The 19,173-nt window shown below is 50.5% G+C and carries 20 protein-coding genes; 19 read left to right on the top strand and 1 reads right to left on the bottom strand.

All coding sequences use genetic code 11. From position 1 onward, the window contains the following. Positions 1-54: 54 nt before the first annotated feature. Both D0S45_06875 and D0S45_06870 read left to right on the top strand, forming a co-directional pair. Positions 55-1,983: a TRAP transporter permease gene (locus D0S45_06875; GenBank protein TIH17374.1), complete on the top strand. Its 1,929-nt coding sequence runs from the start codon at positions 55-57 to the stop codon at positions 1,981-1,983. Between the two features lie 136 nt (positions 1,984-2,119). Continuing rightward, the gene (locus tag D0S45_06870) at positions 2,120-2,482 is read left to right on the top strand and encodes an STAS/SEC14 domain-containing protein (protein TIH17373.1); all 363 of its coding nucleotides are present in this window, start codon (positions 2,120-2,122) and stop codon (positions 2,480-2,482) included. A 95-nt stretch (positions 2,483-2,577) separates the two neighbouring features. On the opposite strand, the gene rpmB is transcribed toward D0S45_06870, so the two are convergent. Then, positions 2,578-2,790 carry a 50S ribosomal protein L28 gene (gene rpmB / locus D0S45_06865; protein TIH17372.1) on the bottom strand — a complete coding sequence of 71 codons (213 nt, stop codon included), beginning with the start codon at positions 2,788-2,790 and terminating at the stop codon, positions 2,578-2,580. Positions 2,791-2,973: 183 nt separating this feature from the next. Here rpmB and D0S45_06860 point away from each other — a divergent pair, with 183 nt between their 5' ends. The 17 genes from D0S45_06860 (at position 2,974) to D0S45_06780 (ending at position 19,073) form a co-directional block, all read left to right on the top strand. Beyond that, entirely contained in the window at positions 2,974-3,492 is a 519-nt protein-coding gene (locus D0S45_06860; GenBank protein TIH17371.1) for a DUF177 domain-containing protein, read from the top strand. A gap of 51 nt (positions 3,493-3,543) precedes the next feature. Continuing rightward, on the top strand, positions 3,544-3,723 hold the full coding sequence (locus D0S45_06855) for a 50S ribosomal protein L32 (GenBank protein ID TIH17370.1): 180 nt from the start codon (positions 3,544-3,546) through the stop codon (positions 3,721-3,723). Continuing rightward, complete coding sequence (gene plsX / locus D0S45_06850; protein TIH17369.1) at positions 3,716-4,741, top strand: phosphate acyltransferase PlsX; 1,026 nt, start codon at positions 3,716-3,718, stop codon at positions 4,739-4,741. Before D0S45_06855 ends, plsX begins: the two co-directional genes overlap by 8 nt. Positions 4,742-4,828: 87 nt before the next feature. Beyond that, complete coding sequence (locus tag D0S45_06845; GenBank protein TIH17368.1) at positions 4,829-5,815, top strand: ketoacyl-ACP synthase III; 987 nt, start codon at positions 4,829-4,831, stop codon at positions 5,813-5,815. Between the two features lie 187 nt (positions 5,816-6,002). Continuing rightward, positions 6,003-6,746, top strand: a complete 744-nt coding sequence (fabG, locus tag D0S45_06840; GenBank protein ID TIH17367.1) for a 3-oxoacyl-[acyl-carrier-protein] reductase — start codon at positions 6,003-6,005, stop codon at positions 6,744-6,746. A gap of 35 nt (positions 6,747-6,781) precedes the next feature. After that, the gene (locus D0S45_06835) at positions 6,782-7,012 is read left to right on the top strand and encodes an acyl carrier protein (GenBank protein ID TIH17366.1); all 231 of its coding nucleotides are present in this window, start codon (positions 6,782-6,784) and stop codon (positions 7,010-7,012) included. A 119-nt stretch (positions 7,013-7,131) separates the two neighbouring features. Continuing rightward, the gene (gene fabF / locus D0S45_06830; GenBank protein TIH17365.1) at positions 7,132-8,370 is read left to right on the top strand and encodes a beta-ketoacyl-[acyl-carrier-protein] synthase II; all 1,239 of its coding nucleotides are present in this window, start codon (positions 7,132-7,134) and stop codon (positions 8,368-8,370) included. Positions 8,371-8,440: 70 nt separating this feature from the next. After that, a complete protein-coding gene (locus D0S45_06825; protein TIH17364.1) occupies positions 8,441-9,679 on the top strand; it encodes a serine hydroxymethyltransferase in 1,239 nt (412 codons plus the stop codon). Positions 9,680-9,914: 235 nt separating this feature from the next. Then, positions 9,915-10,370: a cytidine deaminase gene (locus D0S45_06820; GenBank protein ID TIH17363.1), complete on the top strand. Its 456-nt coding sequence runs from the start codon at positions 9,915-9,917 to the stop codon at positions 10,368-10,370. Then, positions 10,354-11,487: a bifunctional diaminohydroxyphosphoribosylaminopyrimidine deaminase/5-amino-6-(5-phosphoribosylamino)uracil reductase RibD gene (gene ribD / locus D0S45_06815; GenBank protein ID TIH17482.1), complete on the top strand. Its 1,134-nt coding sequence runs from the start codon at positions 10,354-10,356 to the stop codon at positions 11,485-11,487. The genes D0S45_06820 and ribD overlap by 17 nt, the downstream gene beginning before the upstream one ends. A 2-nt stretch (positions 11,488-11,489) precedes the next feature. After that, positions 11,490-12,146, top strand: a complete 657-nt coding sequence (locus tag D0S45_06810; protein ID TIH17362.1) for a riboflavin synthase — start codon at positions 11,490-11,492, stop codon at positions 12,144-12,146. Between the two features lie 136 nt (positions 12,147-12,282). Further along, positions 12,283-13,500 carry a bifunctional 3,4-dihydroxy-2-butanone-4-phosphate synthase/GTP cyclohydrolase II gene (locus D0S45_06805; protein TIH17361.1) on the top strand — a complete coding sequence of 406 codons (1,218 nt, stop codon included), beginning with the start codon at positions 12,283-12,285 and terminating at the stop codon, positions 13,498-13,500. A gap of 15 nt (positions 13,501-13,515) precedes the next feature. Next, positions 13,516-13,986: a 6,7-dimethyl-8-ribityllumazine synthase gene (locus tag D0S45_06800; protein TIH17360.1), complete on the top strand. Its 471-nt coding sequence runs from the start codon at positions 13,516-13,518 to the stop codon at positions 13,984-13,986. Positions 13,987-14,166: 180 nt separating this feature from the next. Then, entirely contained in the window at positions 14,167-14,634 is a 468-nt protein-coding gene (gene nusB, locus D0S45_06795; protein ID TIH17359.1) for a transcription antitermination factor NusB, read from the top strand. A 252-nt stretch (positions 14,635-14,886) separates the two neighbouring features. Next, on the top strand, positions 14,887-17,382 hold the full coding sequence (locus tag D0S45_06790) for a leucine--tRNA ligase (protein TIH17481.1): 2,496 nt from the start codon (positions 14,887-14,889) through the stop codon (positions 17,380-17,382). 132 nt (positions 17,383-17,514) lie between these two features. Beyond that, entirely contained in the window at positions 17,515-18,021 is a 507-nt protein-coding gene (locus tag D0S45_06785) for a hypothetical protein (GenBank protein ID TIH17358.1), read from the top strand. A gap of 71 nt (positions 18,022-18,092) precedes the next feature. Continuing rightward, a complete protein-coding gene (locus D0S45_06780; GenBank protein ID TIH17357.1) occupies positions 18,093-19,073 on the top strand; it encodes a DNA polymerase III subunit chi in 981 nt (326 codons plus the stop codon). The last annotated feature ends 100 nt before the right edge of the window (positions 19,074-19,173 follow it).

The following is a 19,173-nucleotide window of genomic DNA, read 5'->3' as shown; positions in this document are numbered from 1 at the left end:
GCAAAATCAATTCATCTAAAAGCGCGTAGCGCATCAAATTTCCAAGGACTATTTATGGCCGACAATATTTCTAAAAAGCCGGCAGTCAAAAAAAATTCAGACGGTGAGACCCTTGCGATTAAACGAGTAATCGAGGGCAACACTGCCAAATTACTTTATGCCACGGGCATTATCTGTTCCCTTTTCCATCTCTGGGTCAATACCATCGGCATCATGCCGGAAATTCAGCGTAACGCTGTTCATTATTCTTTCATGCTCTTTATCGGATTCCTGCAATATCCCCTGCTCAAACGGCACGCCCGTGAGACTCTGCCAATTGACTCTTTTCTGGCAATTCTGTCATTTGCAACAGGTCTATATCTCGTATTTTTCGAAGATGCCCTGCACATGCGTAATGAAGTGCCGATCATGGCAGACCTCATTGCAGCGGGATTAGCGATTGTACTGCTCATGGAAATAACCCGACGAACTACCGGACTGCTTATCCCCTGTCTGGCTGCAATATTTTTGTTCTACGGACTAGGCGGCGGGCAGTATCTGGATGGACTCTGGCATTTTCCGGGCGTGACCATTCAGCGCATGCTTTACCGCATGTACTTTGCGCCGGACGGCATATTCGGGACCATTGCCACTATATCAAGTACATTTGTATTCCTGTTCGTGCTCTTTGCATCATTCCTGATTAAATCAGGAGCCGGGGAATTCATCATTAAGCTGGCTATGGCAAGTATGGGCAGGACTATTGGTGGTCCAGCCAAAATGGCTGTATTTGCTTCCGGCTTTATGGGATCGGTTTCCGGCAGCGCGGTGGCAAATACTGTAGGCACAGGGTCCATAACCATTCCCATGATGAAAAAAACCGGATTCCCCAGCAAATTTGCCGGGGGTGTGGAAGCGGCAACCTCCACAGGCGGTCAGCTCATGCCGCCCATCATGGGCGCAGGCGCATTCATCATGAGCCAGTGGACCCAGATTCCTTACCTGACCATTGTCGGCGTGGCCCTCATTCCGGCGATCATGTATTTTGTCAGCGTGGCTTTTTTCGTTCATTTAAGGGCCAAAAAGCTGGGCATCAAACCCATTCCCGAAGAAGACATCCCCCGCATCGGCGAAGTCATGAAAGAAGGCTGGAATTTCTTCATTCCCATTGGCGCACTCATGGGGCTGCTCATGTACGGCTTTACTCCCACATTTGCTGCCTGCGGCGGCATTGCAGCAATTGTAGTATCAAGCTGGCTCAATCCCAAAACCCGCATGTCAGGGCGTGATATCATGGATGCCCTTGCTTCCGGCGGTCAGAATATGGTCACCACCGGGGTTATCCTGCTCTGTTCCGGTATTGTGGTCGGCGTGGTGCTCATGGTCGGCATGGGTATCAAATTTTCCATGCTCATTACCATGATCGCAGGAAACAGCATGATGCTGACCATCATCATGGTTGCCATTGCATCCCTTGTATTGGGCATGGGCCTGCCTGTAACCGCATCCTACATCGTTCTGGCGGTCCTTGCTGCCCCGGCCATGCAAATGCTCGGCACAAGCCTCATCGCGGCCCATATGCTTATTTTCTGGTACTCTCAGGATGCCAACGTGACCCCGCCGGTCTGCCTTGCTGCTTACAGTGCTTCGGGCATATCGGGGTCGAAGCCGTTGGAAACAGGTTTTGAGTCGTGGAAAATAGCCAAGGGACTGTACATCATCCCCCTGCTTTTCTGCTACACCCCGATTCTTTTTGAAGGGCCGCTCTGGCAGGTTGCCGAGACCGTAATCACCGCCACTGCGGGATTATTCTGCTTTGCGGTATTCTTTGAAGGGTTCAACACTTATGCTTTGAATATAGGTCAACGGTTGCTCTACGCGGGCACTGCAACACTACTGCTCTGGCCTGACATGAGGCTTCATGTAGCTGGTGCGGCTTTATTGATTGTAATGATGTTGCGTGAGAGGTCGGTGTTCAGGAAGCAGGTATTTGAGCCAGTTTAAATTAAAATTCATGAAAACTACTATCCAAGGGGAAATTTCTTAATCGAAATTTCCCCCTTTTTTTGAGCTTCATGTTAATTATGTACCAATCTCTACTCTTTGCTAGCCCTTAACTTTGACCTTAAGGAGAAAAAAAATGATCACCATCATGAAAGAAAGCAGCGGTCCAATGCTGGCCGTAACCGCCACAGGCAAGGTTTCCAGCGAAGATTATACCGAGATCTGGATTCCGGCCCTTCAAAAAACAATTACTGAGCACGGCAAATGCAGATGTTTGCTCTATATGGATGAAAATTTCAAAGGCTGGGACTTAAAAGCCATGTGGGAAGATACTAAATTCGGATTCGCCCACCGCAATGATTTTGACAAACTGGCTGTTGTCGGCGGGCCATCATGGGTGGAATGGGGAACCAAAGTGGCTGGAATACTAGTTAGTGGAGAAGTTAAAACTTATCCTGCTGAGGAGCTTGATGCAGCTCTGAAATGGGCTGCGGAATAATTATTTCAACAAAAGTCCCAAAAAAAGCCCCAGCCATAAACAAATATGACCGGGGCTTTTTACACGACGGATCGTGCGAAAAATAAAAATAAGAACTAGCTTACTTTTTTGTTTGCTACGGGCTTAATAACAGCACCGGAGCGGATGCAGCGAGTACAAGCTTTAATGCTTTTTACTTCACCGCTGGGAAGCTGAGTGCGGACTTTCTGCAGGTTAGGCATGAAACGTCTCTTGGACTTGTTGTGAGCATGGGAAACGTTGTTGCCAGTCTGAGGACCTTTACCGCATATATCGCATACCTGGGACATGTTGTACCTCCTTATTGGTAATCACTTTTTTTAGATTGCCGGAAAGCGCGAATATCCGCAAGGGAAATTGCTCTGCCCGAACAAAAGAGGTATCATTTAAACGCTCGCTCTGGAAAATGCAAGCTCTTTTTCCTTGACATAAGAAAAAAAACTCATATAGGAAACCCTTCCGCGAGGAAAAATATGTCTGAACTATGGATTACATTAAATGACCTCCCTGAAGAGGGAGAAAATTTCGTTTTTGAGGACCAGAACTTCTGGTCTGAAAAATGGAAACAGTATAAGGTGGCCGTCAACGCAGGCACACCTCTGATTTCTAACGTCTATGTCCTTCCGCAGGATAAAGGCTGCCTGATCAGAGGAGGTACCTCCGGGTCCGTAACATTTGCATGTGATAGATGTACGGCAGACTTCAAACACCAAATTTCTACCGATTTCGAGGAATATGAGCAGGTCTCAGAAGATGGGGATGATGAACTCTCTCCTGTTGTAAAGACCAAAGAAGGCTTAAAACTCGACATCGGTGCCCTCCTCTGGGAACATTTTGCAATGGCACTGCCCATTAAGCCTCTTTGCAATAAGACTTGCAAAGGTTTGTGCGCTAAGTGCGGAGCCGACCTTAATAAAGGCGATTGCGATTGTGAAAAGAAAGAGGGAGACCCAAGGCTTGCGGTTTTCCGCAATCTTAAGATAAAGAACTAAATTCCAGTCCGTATGGACCGGTTTTAAAAAATAACTCTCAGGAGAATAGTCATGGCACAGCCGAAAAAGAAAACATCCAAATCCCGCAGAAACATGCGTCGTTCACACGACCACGTAGCAACCCCTAACGTAGTATACTGCGAATGCGGTGAACCTATCATCGCGCACAGAGCTTGCTCTTCTTGCGGAACTTATAAAGGTCGTCAGGTAATCAATTCCGAAGATGCCTAACATAATACCCCGTATTGCCGTAGACGCCATGGGTGGCGATTACGGCCTTTCGGTTATTGTTCCGGCAGCGGTGAATGCCGCTAAAACGGGACTCCCGATTACGCTGGTAGGTGATGAGCACATGATCCGGTCCGAGCTTGAAAAGCTTGATACCGGATCATGTGTTATTGATATTGTCCATGCTTCTCAGGTTGTCACAATGGAAGACAAGCCTGCTGACGCTATGCGTAAGAAGAAGGACTCATCAATTCAAGTTGCATGCAGACTGGTCAAGGAAGGCAAAGCCGACGGTGTCGTCAGTGCCGGTAACTCCGGAGCCACGGTCGCCTGCGGCATGTTCACCATTGGTCGTATCAAGGGTGTCCTGCGTCCGGGTATGGCCGGAATTCTGCCCACGGAAAAGAAGCCCATGGTCCTGCTTGATGTAGGGGCCAATGTGGATTCCAAACCAGAACACCTCTTCCAGTTCGGCATCATGGCCGATGTACTGGCCCGTGATGTGCTGGGCTATGAAAAGCCCCGCATAGGTCTTTTGACCATCGGTGAAGAGGAAGGCAAAGGCAACTCACTGGTAAAGACCACCTACGATATGCTCAAAAATTCTTCCCTGAATTTTGTAGGCAACATTGAAGGACGCGATATTTTTACCGGTGATGTCGATATTGCCGTTTGTGACGGATTCGTGGGTAACGTGGCACTCAAGCTGGCTGAAGGGCTGGCTCACAGTTTCGGCAGCCTGCTGAAAGGCGAACTCAAGCGTGACATCGTTTCCAAGCTGGGAGCCATGCTCGCAATGAAAGCTTTCAAAAGATTCAGCAGACTGTTAGATAAGTCCGAATACGGCGGAGCTCCGGTTCTCGGACTGAAAGGAATTGTCCTTGTCTGCCATGGTAAAGCCGATTCCCGGGCAGTGGAAAAAGCCATTGAAATGGCTGCCACCTTTGTCAAAAACGATGCTGTCGCGCACCTAAAAGAAGGACTGGCCGCGCACAAGGAAATTACCGCACCCGAACTCTAGTGTGCGGAATCCCTGCGCCCCTGATAACAGCATCGGCATTTCACCCGGAAAATCGTTCCCTTTCCATCCTAAAACAGGAATGGCGTAATGAGTACTTTCTCACACATCAGGGGCCTTGGTTTCCATGTCCCTGAGCGACTATACACAAACAGTGACCTTGAAAAATTCGTTGATACCAACGATGAATGGATAACCACCCGCACCGGAATCAAACAACGCCATGTTGTTGAGAACGAAACATGTCTGGATCTGGCTTATGAGGCATCTCTGAAAGCCCTTAAAGCAGCAGACATGGAAGCGGAAGAGCTCACCCACGTAATCATTGCCACCTTCACCGGCGATATGCCTGTTCCCACCACATCCTGCCTGCTCATGGAGCGGCTGGGTATCAAAAACAGAGCAGCCATGGACCTTTCTGCGGCCTGTTCCGGTTTTGTCTACGCTGTAGAGGTGGCCCGGGCACTGATCAATCTCGACCCCACTGCGAAAATTCTGGTTTGCGGCGCTGAAGTCGTCACCAGCCGGGTAAACTGGGAAGACCGGACCACCTGCGTGCTCTTCGGAGATGGCGCGGGAGCGGCAGTTATGACTGCCGGAACAGACGGAGACCCCGGGAAAGTAATCGACACCCTCGTCCGCGCTGACGGCGGTCCGGGTATGAACCTGACCATCAAAGGCGCAGGTTCCGCTTACCCATATAAAATGGGCGATACCGTAGGTGTTGAAAACTTCGTAGAAATGCAAGGCCGTGAAATTTACAAACACGCAGTCCGCTCCATGACCTCCATTTCCAATGAAATCCTTGAAAAACAGGGTCTCACCACTGAAGATGTGGACGTACTGCTGCCCCATCAGGCCAACATGCGCATCATTGAGGCCGTGGGCAAAAAACTAGGCATCTCCCGCGAAAAAGTATTTGCGAACGTGGACAAATACGGCAACACTTCCGCCGCATCCATCCCCATCGCTCTTGCCGACGCAAAGGAATCCGGTTTTATCAAGGATGGTGACCTGGTACTTCTGGCCACCTTTGGCGGTGGGCTGACCTGGGGATCATCACTTATCCAGTTTTAATGTGGTGTTTTGGAAAATCCTGCTGTTTTTCACAGAAATTTTACAAGACCGCTGCATAAAAGGGAAAAACAACATTGTGCAAACGCACATGTATGTTTAAACAAATTAATTTAGATTAAATTTGCAGTCATAGCCGCTTTAGGCTATGAGACGCAGGACTAGATTAATTTAACATAGAGGGAAGTAAATGAGTGAACTGCCAAGCACCGCCCTAGTAACGGGTGGTTCCAGAGGAATCGGAGAAGCCTGCGCCAAGAGGCTCGCCAAAGACGGCTTTGAAGTGATCATCACTTTTGTAAGCCGCCCCGACGGAGCTGATAAAGTCTGCGCTGAGATTGAAGCAGCAGGCGGCAAGGCCCGCTCATTCAAGCTTGATTCTTCTGACCGTGAAGCTGTAACCTCTTTCTTCAAGGAAGAGATTAAAGGTAAAGTAAAGCTGGATGTTCTGGTAAACAATGCCGGAATCACCCGCGACGGTCTGCTGGTCCGCATGAAGGATGACGACTGGGACAAAGTTCTGGACATCAACCTGACCGGAGCCTTTACCTGCCTGCGTGAATCCGCAAAGATCATGATGAAGCAGCGTTACGGTAGAATCATCAACATTTCCTCTGTAGTTGGACAGGCCGGTAATGCCGGACAGGCCAACTACGCATCGGCCAAGGCCGGCCTTCTCGGGCTGACCAAGGCCAGCGCCATCGAGCTTGCTCCGCGCGGTGTCACTGTGAATGCCATTACCCCGGGATTCATTCAGACCGACATGACCGCAGAACTGCCTGAAAAAGTCATGGCGCAGATGACGGATAGCATACCGCTGAAAAAACTCGGCACATCCGATGATATAGCAAATGCGGTTTCTTTCCTTGCCAAGGACGAATCCGGTTATATCACAGGCCAGACTCTCGCTGTTAACGGCGGGATGTACATGTAATTAAGAAACACTAAAATAATGATTTGGAGGGGACTATGTCCGCAGCTGAAAAAGTAAAAGCAATTATCGTAGACCAGCTTGGCGTATCCGAAGACGAAATTAAAGACGAAGCATCTTTTGTTGAAGATCTCGGCGCTGACTCTCTCGACCTTACCGAACTCATCATGGCTATGGAAGAAGAGTTCGACGTTGAAATCGAAGACGAAGAAGCTCAGAAGATCCTTAAAGTCAAGGATGCTGTAGCATTCGTTGAAGGCAAGCAGTAGACTGATTGCTTTACAGGGTTTTTAAAAGAGCGCCTTATTGCTCCTCACGGGCGTAAGGCGCTCCTTTTGTATGGCCCTCCAAAAAAATTAACCCCAACATATTTTACAGGTTTAAATATATGAACAGGGTAGTAGTCACAGGCGTTTCCGCCATCACCCCCCTTGGTAACGATATAGATACAAGCTGGGATAACCTCCTTGCAGGAAAGTCCGGTATTGCTGAAGTTACCGCCTTTGATGCCAGCGAATACACCGCCCGCATCGCAGGTGAAATCAAAGGTTTTGATGCCAAAGAATTCATCCCTCACAAACAGGCCAAGCGCATGGAAAGGTTCACACAGTTTGCTGTGGCAGCCAACCAGATGCTCATGGAGTCCACCGGACTCAAGCTTGAAGGGGATGACCGTGAACGCGCCGGAGTTATAATCGGTGTCGGCCTCGGTGGTCTTGAAACCATTGAAAAGCAGCACGCCAAACTGGAAAAATCCGGTCCCAAAAAAATCACACCTTTTTTTATCCCGATCATCATCGGCAACATGGCAGCCGGACAGGTTTCCATCTTTGCTGAAGCGCAGGGCCCGAACCTGTGCATGTGTACCGCATGCGCATCCGGAACCCACTCCATCGGCGCAGCATACACCGACATCATGCTCGGTCGTGCTGATGTAATGATCTGCGGTGGTGCTGAATCTACCATCACTCCGCTGGGCTTTGCCGGATTCACCGCCATGAAAGCCCTCTCCACCCGCAATGATGATCCCGCTACCGCATCCCGTCCCTTTGACGGTGGACGTGACGGCTTTGTCATGGGTGAAGGTGCAGGTCTGCTGCTGCTGGAATCCCTTGAGCACGCCCAGAAACGCGGCGCAGAAATTCTGGCTGAAGTTGTGGGATTTGGTGCATCTTCCGATGCCTACCACATGACCGCACCGCCGGAAGACGGCGCAGGCATGGCCCGGGCCATGAACGCAGCTATCCGCGAAGCCAAGATTGATCCTTCTGAAATCGATCACATCAATGCTCACGGAACATCCACCAAACTGAACGATTCCTGTGAAACCAAGGCTATTAAAAAAGTCTTCGGTGATCACGCTAAGAATATTGCCATCAGCGCGAACAAATCCCAGATCGGCCACCTTCTCGGTGGTGCGGGTGGTGTTGAAGCAGCTTTCGCTGTTAAAACCCTTTCAACCGGAATCATCCCCGGTACCGCAAACCAGATCGAAGCTGACCCTGAATGCGATCTCGATTACGTCAAAGACGGTAAGCGTGAGCAGCAGGTCAACTACGCACTGAGCAACTCGTTCGGCTTCGGCGGAACCAACGGCTGCATGCTGTTTAAAAAATTCGAAGAATAAGAATTAATCTATTTATTGCGGGGTAGCATGCTACCCCGCAATAAATAATAAATTTTAACAGGAGCTTGTCATGGAAGAACTGATGATGAAAGACCCGGCAGTAGCGGCTGCAATCGGACAGGAAGTAACCCGCCAGATGACCAAGCTTGAACTCATCGCTTCGGAGAACTTTACCTCCACAGCGGTCCGTCAGGCCATGGGCAGTGTGATGACCCACAAATACGCAGAAGGTTACCCCGGCAAGCGTTACTACGGCGGTTGTGAGTTCGTTGACCTTGCAGAAGACCTTGCCCGTGACCGTGCAAAAGAAATTTTCGGCTGCGAATACGTAAACGTACAGCCCCACTCCGGTTCACAGGCCAACATGGCTGTTTACTTCGCGGCTCTCCAGCCCGGTGACACAGTACTCGGCATGGACCTTTCCCACGGCGGTCACCTGACACACGGTTCCCCGGTTAACTTTTCCGGTAAGCTCTTCGACATCAAATTTTACGGTGTTGACCCCGAAACCAAGACCATCGATTATGACAATGTCCTTGAGATTGCCAAAGAGTGCAAACCCAAGATGATCATTGCCGGTGCTTCCGCTTACCCCCGTGTGATCGACTTTGCCCGCTTCCGCCAGATTGCTGACGAAGTAGGCGCAGTCCTCATGGTAGACATGGCCCACATCGCGGGTCTCATCGCAGCAGGCGTACACCCCTCCTGCATTGAACACGCCCACTACACCACTACCACCACCCACAAAACCCTGCGCGGTCCCCGTGGCGGTATGATTCTTTCCACCGAAGAAAACGCTAAAAAATTGAATTCCAACATTTTCCCCGGAATTCAGGGCGGCCCGCTCATGCACGTCATCGCTGCTAAAGCGGTTGCTTTCGGTGAAGCACTTTCTCCCTCCTATGTTGAATACCAGAAGCAGGTTGTTGCCAACGCACAGGCTCTAGCGAAGAACCTCATGGACGCAGGTTTCGACCTCGTATCCGGCGGTACTGACAACCACTTGATGATGATGGACCTGACCAATAAGGACATCACCGGTAAAGACGCTGAATTCGCCCTTGATGAAGCAGGCATCACCGTCAACAAAAACACCATCCCCTTTGAAACCCGTTCCCCGTTCGTTACTTCCGGTGTACGTATCGGTACCCCGGCACTGACCACCCGCGGAATGAAAGAAGAAGAAATGGTAAAAGTAGCAGGCTGGATTACCGCTGCCCTCGAATCCGTTGGCAACGACACCAAACTTGCACAGATCAGCAAAGAAGTTGCTGAATTCGCAAAAGACTACCCGCTCTTCGCATACTAGGAAGTTCTTGAACTTTCGAAGCGGAATCAATAATGTTCCGCATAGAAGCATGACTACAAGGCAAACCCAACTAAAACGTTTTGGGATTCTTAAACCCTTTTGGAAAAGGGTTTAAGGCTCCCGGTAGGGTCGCCGAAGGCATCTTCCACAAAAGCGCGAAGCGCATCATAACTAAATAAAAACGGGCCCGAATATTCGGGTCCGTTTTCTCAGCTTCAAAGAAGGGAGCAATTCCATGGATAACAGAATGCCTTGGCCGGACTATTTCATGCGCATCGCGCACCTTGTTGCAGAACGCGCCACCTGCACCCGCCGCAAAGTCGGTGCTGTTGCAGTACTGGATAAACGCATCCTCGCCAGCGGCTACAACGGCCCTCCTTCCGGCACCGCACACTGCGCTGACGTTGGCTGTATCCGTGAAAAACTGGGGGTCCCTTCCGGCGAACGGCATGAACTCTGCCGCGGCCTGCACGCCGAGCAGAACGTCATCATTCAAGGCGCAACCCACGGCGTATCCCTCAAGGGTGCTGAAATTTACTGCACCACCCAGCCCTGCTTGATCTGCACCAAAATGCTGATCAACACCGGGGTCAGCGCAATCTACTATTCCGAAAGCTACCCGGACGAACTTTCCGAACAGATGCTCAAAGAAGCCGGAGTTAAATTTGCTCTTCTTGAACTCGACATCTAGCCCCGCAGAAAGATTTATGGCCCGCGCAGTGGAACTTGCCATGCGCGGACGAAACCGTACCGCTCCCAACCCCACGGTGGGCGCGGTAATGGTTTGTGACGAGCAAATCGTAGCTGAAGGCTACCACCAGTTCTGCGGCGGACTGCACGCTGAGCGGGAATGTATTGCCGAAGCAAAGACTAAAGGCGTGGACATGAGTAAATGCACCATGTTCGTGACTCTTGAACCATGCAACCATCACGGCAAGACTCCACCATGCACCGAGGGCATCCTTGAAGCGGGAATCCCGCATATTGTAGTCGGCACCCGCGATCCCAACCCCAAAGCTGCCGGGGGAATCGAATACCTTGAATCCAGGGGCGTGAAGGTTGATCAGGGCGTGCTCGAGGAGCAGTGCAAAGACCTGATTTCAGATTTCCTGTGCTGGCAATTCAAAGACCGGGCTTACTCCATCCTAAAACTGGCCTGCACAATTGACGGCAAAATCGCCGGGGCAACCGGGGCGCAGGAAGCCGTTTCCTGCCCGGACTCTTTTCAGGATGTGCAGAAACTGCGCTCCATGGTCGGAGCGGTGATAGTGGGCGGCAACACCCTGCGCGAAGATAATCCCAGTCTGAATTGCAGACTCGATCCACTGCCGGAAGGATTCAGCCAGCCCAAAGCCGTAATAGTAACCGGAAACCTGCCCCGAAATCACGATGATTATACCCTGACCACTACCCGCGCCGCTGATACAATTTTCTGGACCAGCACCGAGCAGGCCGCAACGAACACTGCCACGGAGTTAAAAAACAAGGGAATTGAGGTTGTCCCCCTTCCCAGTGGCGAAAAAGGTCTTATATTTGAGGACGGATTCAAAATGCTGCGCGAGAAGCACTCCGTGCTGCGCACCCTTTGTGAAGGCGGCGGTAAGCTGGCCTGTTCCATGGCCGAACAGGGGCTGGTAGATGAATTCGTCATGTATCAGGCTCCGCGCATTCTGGGTAATGTGCAGGGCAGACCGAATTTCGCCGGGTCCGACAATGTTCTCATCAGCGAATGCATGGATCTGCGCATCAGCCGCGTGAAACAGAGCGGTCGTGATTTAAAAATAGTTTTCAAACCCGAAGGACAATAGCAATGTTCACCGGACTGATTCAGGGAAAAGGACGCATTGAAAATGCCGAGAACCGGGGCAATGAAACCCGCTTCAAGGTCAGTGCTCCTAAGATCAAAGATTATGAAAAAGGCGAATCCATCGCCATCAACGGGGTCTGCCTAACAGTTGAAACATACAGTGACAGTTGGTTCACCTGCTACGCCAGTAAGGAATCCATGTCGGTGACAAACCTTGGCAACCTTAAGCGCGGTTCCATGGTCAACTACGAGCGTGCGCTGGCTATGGGTGACCGTCTGGGCGGACATATTGTTTCCGGTCATGTGGATTGCCTCGGCGCAGTAGAATCGGTACGCCCTGCCGGAGAATCAAAAATTTACCGCATCAAGTTCTCAAAAGAGCATGGCAGGTATGTTGTACCCAAGGGATCGGTTGCTCTTGACGGCATAAGCCTGACGGTAAACGATTGCGGACCGGACTATCTCGAAGTGAACATTATCCCCGAGACTCAGGAAGAGACCACTATCTCCCTGTGGACACCGGGTTATGCGGTAAACATCGAGACTGATGTTATCGGCAAGTATGTGGAGCGCATGGTCGCACCGTGGACCGGACAAAAGTCTGAGGACAAGCCCGAAAGTAAACTTACAATGGATTTCCTGCGTGAGAACGGATTCTAACCAACTGAAATAAAAAGACTAAAAAACATATTTCACCCTTTGTGCTTTTTGATGTATGAAGACAGACCTGTTTGTTTAAACAGACAGCGCTTTTTTTAAATAACTCTCCGCCCGGCGGAGCATGAGGATAACGAATATGCCTTTCTGCACTATCGAAGAAGCAATTGAGGACCTCCGCGAAGGTAAAATGGTCATCATGGTCGATGATGAAGACCGTGAAAACGAAGGTGATCTTGTCTGCGCCGCAGAAAAAGTGACCCCTGAAATCATCAACTTCATGGCTACTCACGGCAGAGGGCTTATCTGCCTCGCCATGTCCGGTGAAATGGTCGACCACCTGAAGCTGCCGCTCATGGCCCAGTCCAACGACTCCCAGTTCGGCACCAACTTCACAGTTTCCATTGAAGCACGTGAAGGCGTGACCACCGGTATTTCCGCAGCCGACCGCGCAACAACCATTCTTGCCGCAGTAGCTGATGAATCCAAAGCCGAAGACATTGTTTCCCCCGGCCATATTTTTCCGCTCCGTGCCAAAGAAGGCGGCGTTCTGGTCCGTGCCGGACAGACCGAAGGCAGCGTTGATCTTTCCCGTCTTGCCGGTCTCAAACCAGCAGGCGTAATCTGCGAAATCATGAAGGACGACGGCACCATGGCCCGCCTTCCCGACCTCAAAGAATACGCAAAGCAGCATGATCTCAAGATTTGCTCCACCGAAGACCTGATCAAATACCGCATGAAGTTCGGCAGCCACACCGTAACCCGCGAGGCTGATGCTGAACTGCCCACCCGCTGGGGCGATTTCAAGGCTTCCGCATTCCATTCCAGTGAAGATGACCGCACTCATATCGCCCTGATCATGGGTGATATTGAACCCGGCGAGCCTGTACTGGTCCGCGTTCATTCTGAATGCCTGACCGGTGATGTTTTCGGCTCCCAGCGTTGTGACTGCGGCGACCAGTTGGCTTCCGCCATGTGCATGATCCGCAACGAAGGCAAGGGCGTGCTGCTCTACATGCGCCAAGAAGGACGCGGAATAGGACTGGGCAACAAAATCAAAGCCTACCACTTACAGGATCTCGGCTGCGACACTGTTGAAGCTAACGAAAGACTCGGTTTCAAAGCCGACCTTCGTGAATACGGCACCGGAGCACAGATTCTGGTCCAGCTTGGAATTTCCAAAATGAAACTTATGACCAACAACCCCAAAAAGATTGTCGGTCTGGAAGGATACGGTCTTGAAGTAACCGAGCGCGTAGCCATTGAAATGGATGCCTGCGCAGCTAACCTCGATTACCTGAAAACCAAAAAAGATAAGATGGGCCACATGCTGGATCATCTTGAAGATAAAAAATAAAAAGGGAGAAGCACCATGCCTCATATTAAAACCATTGAAGGTCAGCTCGATTCCAAGGGTCTGAAAATCGCATTCGTAGCCGGACGTTTCAACGACATCATCGTTGATAGACTTATCGGCGGCGCAGTTGATTACCTCGCACGCCACGGCTGCGAGAAAGAAAACATGACCCTGATCAAAGTGCCCGGTGCATTTGAAATTCCCGTGGTAACCAAGAAGCTCGCTGAATCCGGAAAATATGACGGTATCGTGGTTCTCGGTGCTGTTATCCGCGGTGCAACTCCCCACTTTGACTATGTCTGCAATGAGTGCGCTAAAGGCGTGGCTCAGGTAAGCATGGACAACGACCTGCCCATCGGTTTCGGTCTGCTGACCTGCGACACCATTGATCAGGCAGTCGAACGTGCCGGCTGCAAAGCAGGCAACAAAGGCGTTGAAGCAGCTTCCGCAATGCTGGAAACTGTCCGCGTTCTGGAACAGATTTAACTAGAGCTTACTAATTCCGGCATGTTTCACTGGAAACATCCAGAATTATTGAACATAATTTGAAGGCATACGGTCTCCGTCCCGCTGTTCGGAGACCGTATGCCTGTTGTGTTGTTTAAATAACAATTTAGATGTATCTTGCGTTGCACGACATTAAAGCCCCGCAACCGCAGGATAGTGATGCAGATGTCCCAGACAAAAGGTTTAAGAAGAAAAGGCCGCATACTCGCTTTTCAGGTACTTTACGGCCTGAGTTTTGTCCCTCCCCACGGCGGATGGACATGTGAACGTATTTACAACCAGAGCCCCGCAGTTCTCAGGGAAACCGAGGAAGATCTTATCCTCTACGCCCGCGAACTACTGCTCGGAATCTGGAGTTCGCATGAAGAGCTGGATGAAGTTATCGGGAAATACTCCAAGCACTGGAAGATTGAAAGAATCGCAAAAGTTGAACTGGCAATTCTTAGACTTGCTGTATACGAGCTGATTCACAAAGCCGATATTCCTCTCAAGGTTGGTATCAACGAAGGTATTGAACTGGCTAAGAAATTCGGCGACGGCAACTCCCGCAATTTCATCAACGGTATTCTCGATGCGGTAGCCCGCGATATCGACACCGGCAAGTTCAAGGTTGTAAAGAATTTCTAAAAATGCCTTCGGCGGCTCTCCGAGGGACCAGCGCTGCTCTCTATATCCGTATGGCTCGAGCAAAAAGCTCTTGCCTAACGGCTATTAGGTGAGAAACTTTTAGTAGGGCTTCGCCGCAGTGAATTAAATATAGTCCACAACTATCAAAACGTTTTGGGATTCTTAAACCCTTTTGGAAAAGGGTTTAAGGCCCCCGGCAAGGTGCCCCGCAAGGCCGCCGGAGGCTATCCCATATCAAAAGGATTTTTCATAATGGGTTTTGGGAAATACGAACCGGAATTGATTGAAAACAAGTGGCAAAAGGAATGGACCGAGAAGGGTGCTTTCGATGTGGAAGCCGACGAGTCCCGCCCTAAGTACTACGTACTGGAAATGTTTCCCTACCCTTCCGGGAAAATCCACATGGGCCATGTGCGTAACTACTCCATCGGTGATGTTGTTGCCCGCTACAAACGCATGAAAGGCTTCAACGTGCTCCACCCCATGGGTTGGGACGCATTCGGCCTGCCTGCTGAAAACGCAGCCATCAAACACAACACCCACCCCGCTGAGTGGACCTACGCAAATATAGATGACATGCGAACCCAGCTCAAGCGTCTGGGTTACTCCTACGACTGGCGCCGCGAACTGGCTACCTGCCATCCCGGCTACTACAAGTGGGAACAACAATTTTTCCTTAAATTCCTTGAAAAAGGTCTGGTTTACCGCAAGAAATCTCCGGTCAACTGGTGTGAAACCTGCCACACAGTCCTCGCTAACGAACAGGTGGAAGACGGCCTGTGCTGGCGTTGTGACACTCAGGTAGAACAGAAAGAACTTTCCCAGTGGTTCCTGCGCATCACCGATTACGCCGAAGAACTGCTTGAAAGCTTAAGCGGACTCGAAGGCGGCTGGCCTGAGCGTGTTATCACCATGCAGCGCAACTGGATCGGTAAATCCATCGGTGCGGAACTTGATTTCGAAGTTGAGAATTCCGATGAATCCATCAGTGTTTTCACCACCCGCCCGGATACCCTTTTCGGCGCAACTTTCATGTCTCTGGCTGCCGAGCATCCCATGGTGGAAAAGCTCATTGAAGGTAAGCCTGAAGCTGACAAAGTTCGCGAATTCGTGACCAAAGTTTCCAACATGGACCGCATTGTACGCGGAGCGGACGACCTTGAGAAAGAAGGTGTTTTCACCGGTTCTTACTGCATCAACCCGCTCAACGGTGAGAAGATGCCCATTTACGTGGCAAACTTCGTACTCATGGGTTACGGAACCGGCGCAGTAATGGCTGTTCCTGCACATGACCAGCGCGACTTTGAATTCGCCAAGAAATACGACCTGCCCATGCAGGTGGTCATCCAGCCCGAAGGTGAAAACCTCAAGCTGGAAGAAATGGAAGAAGCATACTCCGCTCCCGGCGTACTGACTAATTCCGGTGAATTCGATACCATGTCCAACGAAGATGCCAAAGGCGCAATCGTTGATTTCCTTGGCGAATCCGGCAAAGGCAAGAAGTCTATCAACTACCGCCTGCGCGACTGGAACATTTCCCGTCAGCGTTTCTGGGGTTCCCCCATTCCGGTAATTTATTGCGACGATTGCGGAATCGTACCCGTTCCCGAACAGGACCTGCCTGTCGTGCTGCCTGAAGACGCAGTCATGAACGAAGACGGACGCTCCCCGCTGCCTGACATGGAAAGTTTCCACAAAGTCACCTGCCCCAAGTGCGGCAAGATGGCTACCCGCGAAACCGACACCATGGATACCTTTGTGGAATCATCATGGTATTTCATGCGTTATACCGATTCCCGCAAGGCTGATGCTCCTTTTGACAGCAACTCCCTTGAATACTGGTCCCCGGTTGACCAGTACATCGGCGGAATCGAGCACGCAATCCTGCACCTGCTCTACGCAAGATTCTTCACCAAGATGTTGCGCGACGAGGGGTACACCAAACTCAGCGAACCGTTCAAGAACCTGCTCACTCAGGGCATGGTCCTCAAAGACGGTGCTAAGATGTCCAAATCAAAGGGCAACGTGGTCGACCCTAACGCCATGATTAATAAGTACGGTGCGGATGCCACCAGATTGTTCATTCTCTTTGCCTCCCCGCCTGAAAAAGACCTCGAATGGTCTGATCAGGGTCTGGAAGGAGCGCATCGCTTCCTGAACAGAATCTGGAGACTGGCAGAAGAATTTGAAGGCAAACTCAGCGCAACAGGCGCATGTGCCAAGCCTTCCATGGATCTCTCTTCTGATGCTAAGAAGCTGCGTCTCAAAGAACACGAGACCGTCAAGCGTGCCAGCCGTGACATGGAAAATAAATTCCAGTTCAACACTGTCATTGCCGCCTCCATGGAACTGGTCAACGAGATTTACTCTCTCAAAGACAAGCTCATGGAAAGCGAAGATGGACGTTTCGCACTCTCTTCCGCTTACAGCACCGTGCTGACCGTGCTTGCTCCCATTGCCCCGCACATCTGCGAGGAGCTTTGGACCGCCATGGGTTATGAAGGCTACATTGCCGAAGCAGCATGGCCTGAGCATGATGAAGACGCGTTGGTAACTGACGAAATCCTGATCATCATTCAGGTGAACGGAAAAATGCGCGGTAAACTTTCCGTGCCTGCTGCCGCTTCCAAAGAAGAAATTGAGAAAACAGCACTTGCCCACGAAAACGTAACCAAGCACACTGATGGCAAGACCATCCGTAAGGTTATCGTTGTTCCCGGTAAGTTGATTAATATTGTGGCGAACTAGGTTTGCCTCCGGCGGCTGGGGAAGGGGAAACTCTTGCAAGAGTTTCCCCTTCCCCAGACCCCATCCCCTTCAGAACCTTTTAATAAGGCTTCGCCGCTTCGTTTATTAAAGCTGAGACAAGGAGATAGGACTGTGTTTGTTATGAAATCTATTCAGAAATTGATATTACTTCTCTGTGTTGTTTTTGCTGTATCTGCCTGCGGCTACCATAACTCTGCGACTGAACCGAACAGAGTCGGCGAACAATTCCGTGAAGTAGCTATTGCCAAAGTTGAAAACCCAACTCTTGAACGCTGGCTCGAGCCTAAACTCCGTTCCATGATGCGTGATGAAATTACACGCCGCGGTCAGTTGGTCTGGACTGATAAATCCAAAGCGGAAGCACTTTTCAATATCAGGATTCTTGAACTTTCTGACGGCAGCCGCATCCTCGGTGATCAGGACGTCACCCTGAAATACGACATGACCCTCAAGCTTCAGATGAAAGTCACCAGCGCAACAGACGGTGCCCTGATCTGGAACTCAGGTCCCCTTGAGGTGACCGAATCCTACTATGTCGGTCAGGAAGAGGAAACAAAGCAGCTGATCATCAAGCTCATGGTCCGCCGCTTAGTAGACCGCATGAATCAGGCTTACTAGATATTTCCTGAAAGCCTCCGGCAGCCCTGCCGGGGGCCTACAAAGCATAATTTTCGATACCAAGGTAAATAATGTCCAGACCCGGATACATGTTTCTCATCTGCCCCGATGCAGAGCTGCTGCACGCCAGCATTAACGAGCTTCAGGAAAAGCACGGGGCTACGGATTACGAGAAAAAAGTATACTGGGCAGACGAAGACCTGCCCCCGCAATTTTGGGACGACCTGACTTTACAGACTCTTTTCGGCTCCAGCAAAGTTGTAATCCTACGCCGCGCCCACAAGCTTAAAGTTGCGGTCTGGAAAAATATAGACAAGACAGTTGCTTCTCTTTCAGACTCGTCATTTCTTTTCATCTGCCTTGAAGGTCAGTGGAAAAGCAAAACTCCACCTGTTCCGGCAGTACTCAAAAAACGCCAATGCTGGAAATTTGCTGAAAAGCAGAAATGGTTCTGGAAGTCCGCAGGTCTGGATCAAAAATCAATTTCCGGATTTGTAGGCAAACGGGCCAGAAGCAATGACCTGCACATTGATAGCCCGGTTTTGAGTGCCCTCTCGCAAGCCTTACCCAAAGATGCCCGCGCCGCCCGTCTGGAACTGGACAAACTTGAACTGGCCGCCGGACCGGACCGCAAGATACTCATGGAACATATCGCACTCATCGCCCATTCTGAGGAGATGGATTTCTTTGCCTTCATGCGCTCCATGTCTGAAGGCGGTGATCCGGTAGAAATCTGGCGCAGGGTGCTGACCAACCACAGTGAAAAAGATTCCATGATCTTCATGCTCACCGCATCACTAACCCGCGAGGCTCGCGCCCTGTGGATGATGATTCATGGCGAAGATTCAGAAGTCCGCTTGCCGCCTTTCGTCAAGAAGCAAAAACAGAGCCTTGCACAACGTTTAGGTCCGGCCCGTATTGCCAGACTCTTTGACATTGTCATGGAAGCTGAAATCGGCATCAAAACCGGACAGCGCAAACCCGAACAGGCATTTGAACTGCTGGTGGCTTCCCTTACCTCTCTTTTTGCTCCCCCTCAGCGAAGACGCTAATGTAGGTATTCTATAATTTTCAAACCGTGTAAAAACTTCATTTTTACACGGTTTTTATGTTTTTGGACCTATTTTACATCATTTTGAACGTTAAACAGGT

Source organism: Marinifilum sp. JC120 (genome assembly GCA_004923195.1).
Lineage (GTDB): Bacteria > Desulfobacterota > Desulfovibrionia > Desulfovibrionales > Desulfovibrionaceae > Maridesulfovibrio.
This window is presented reverse-complemented; position numbering and strand designations above follow the sequence as displayed.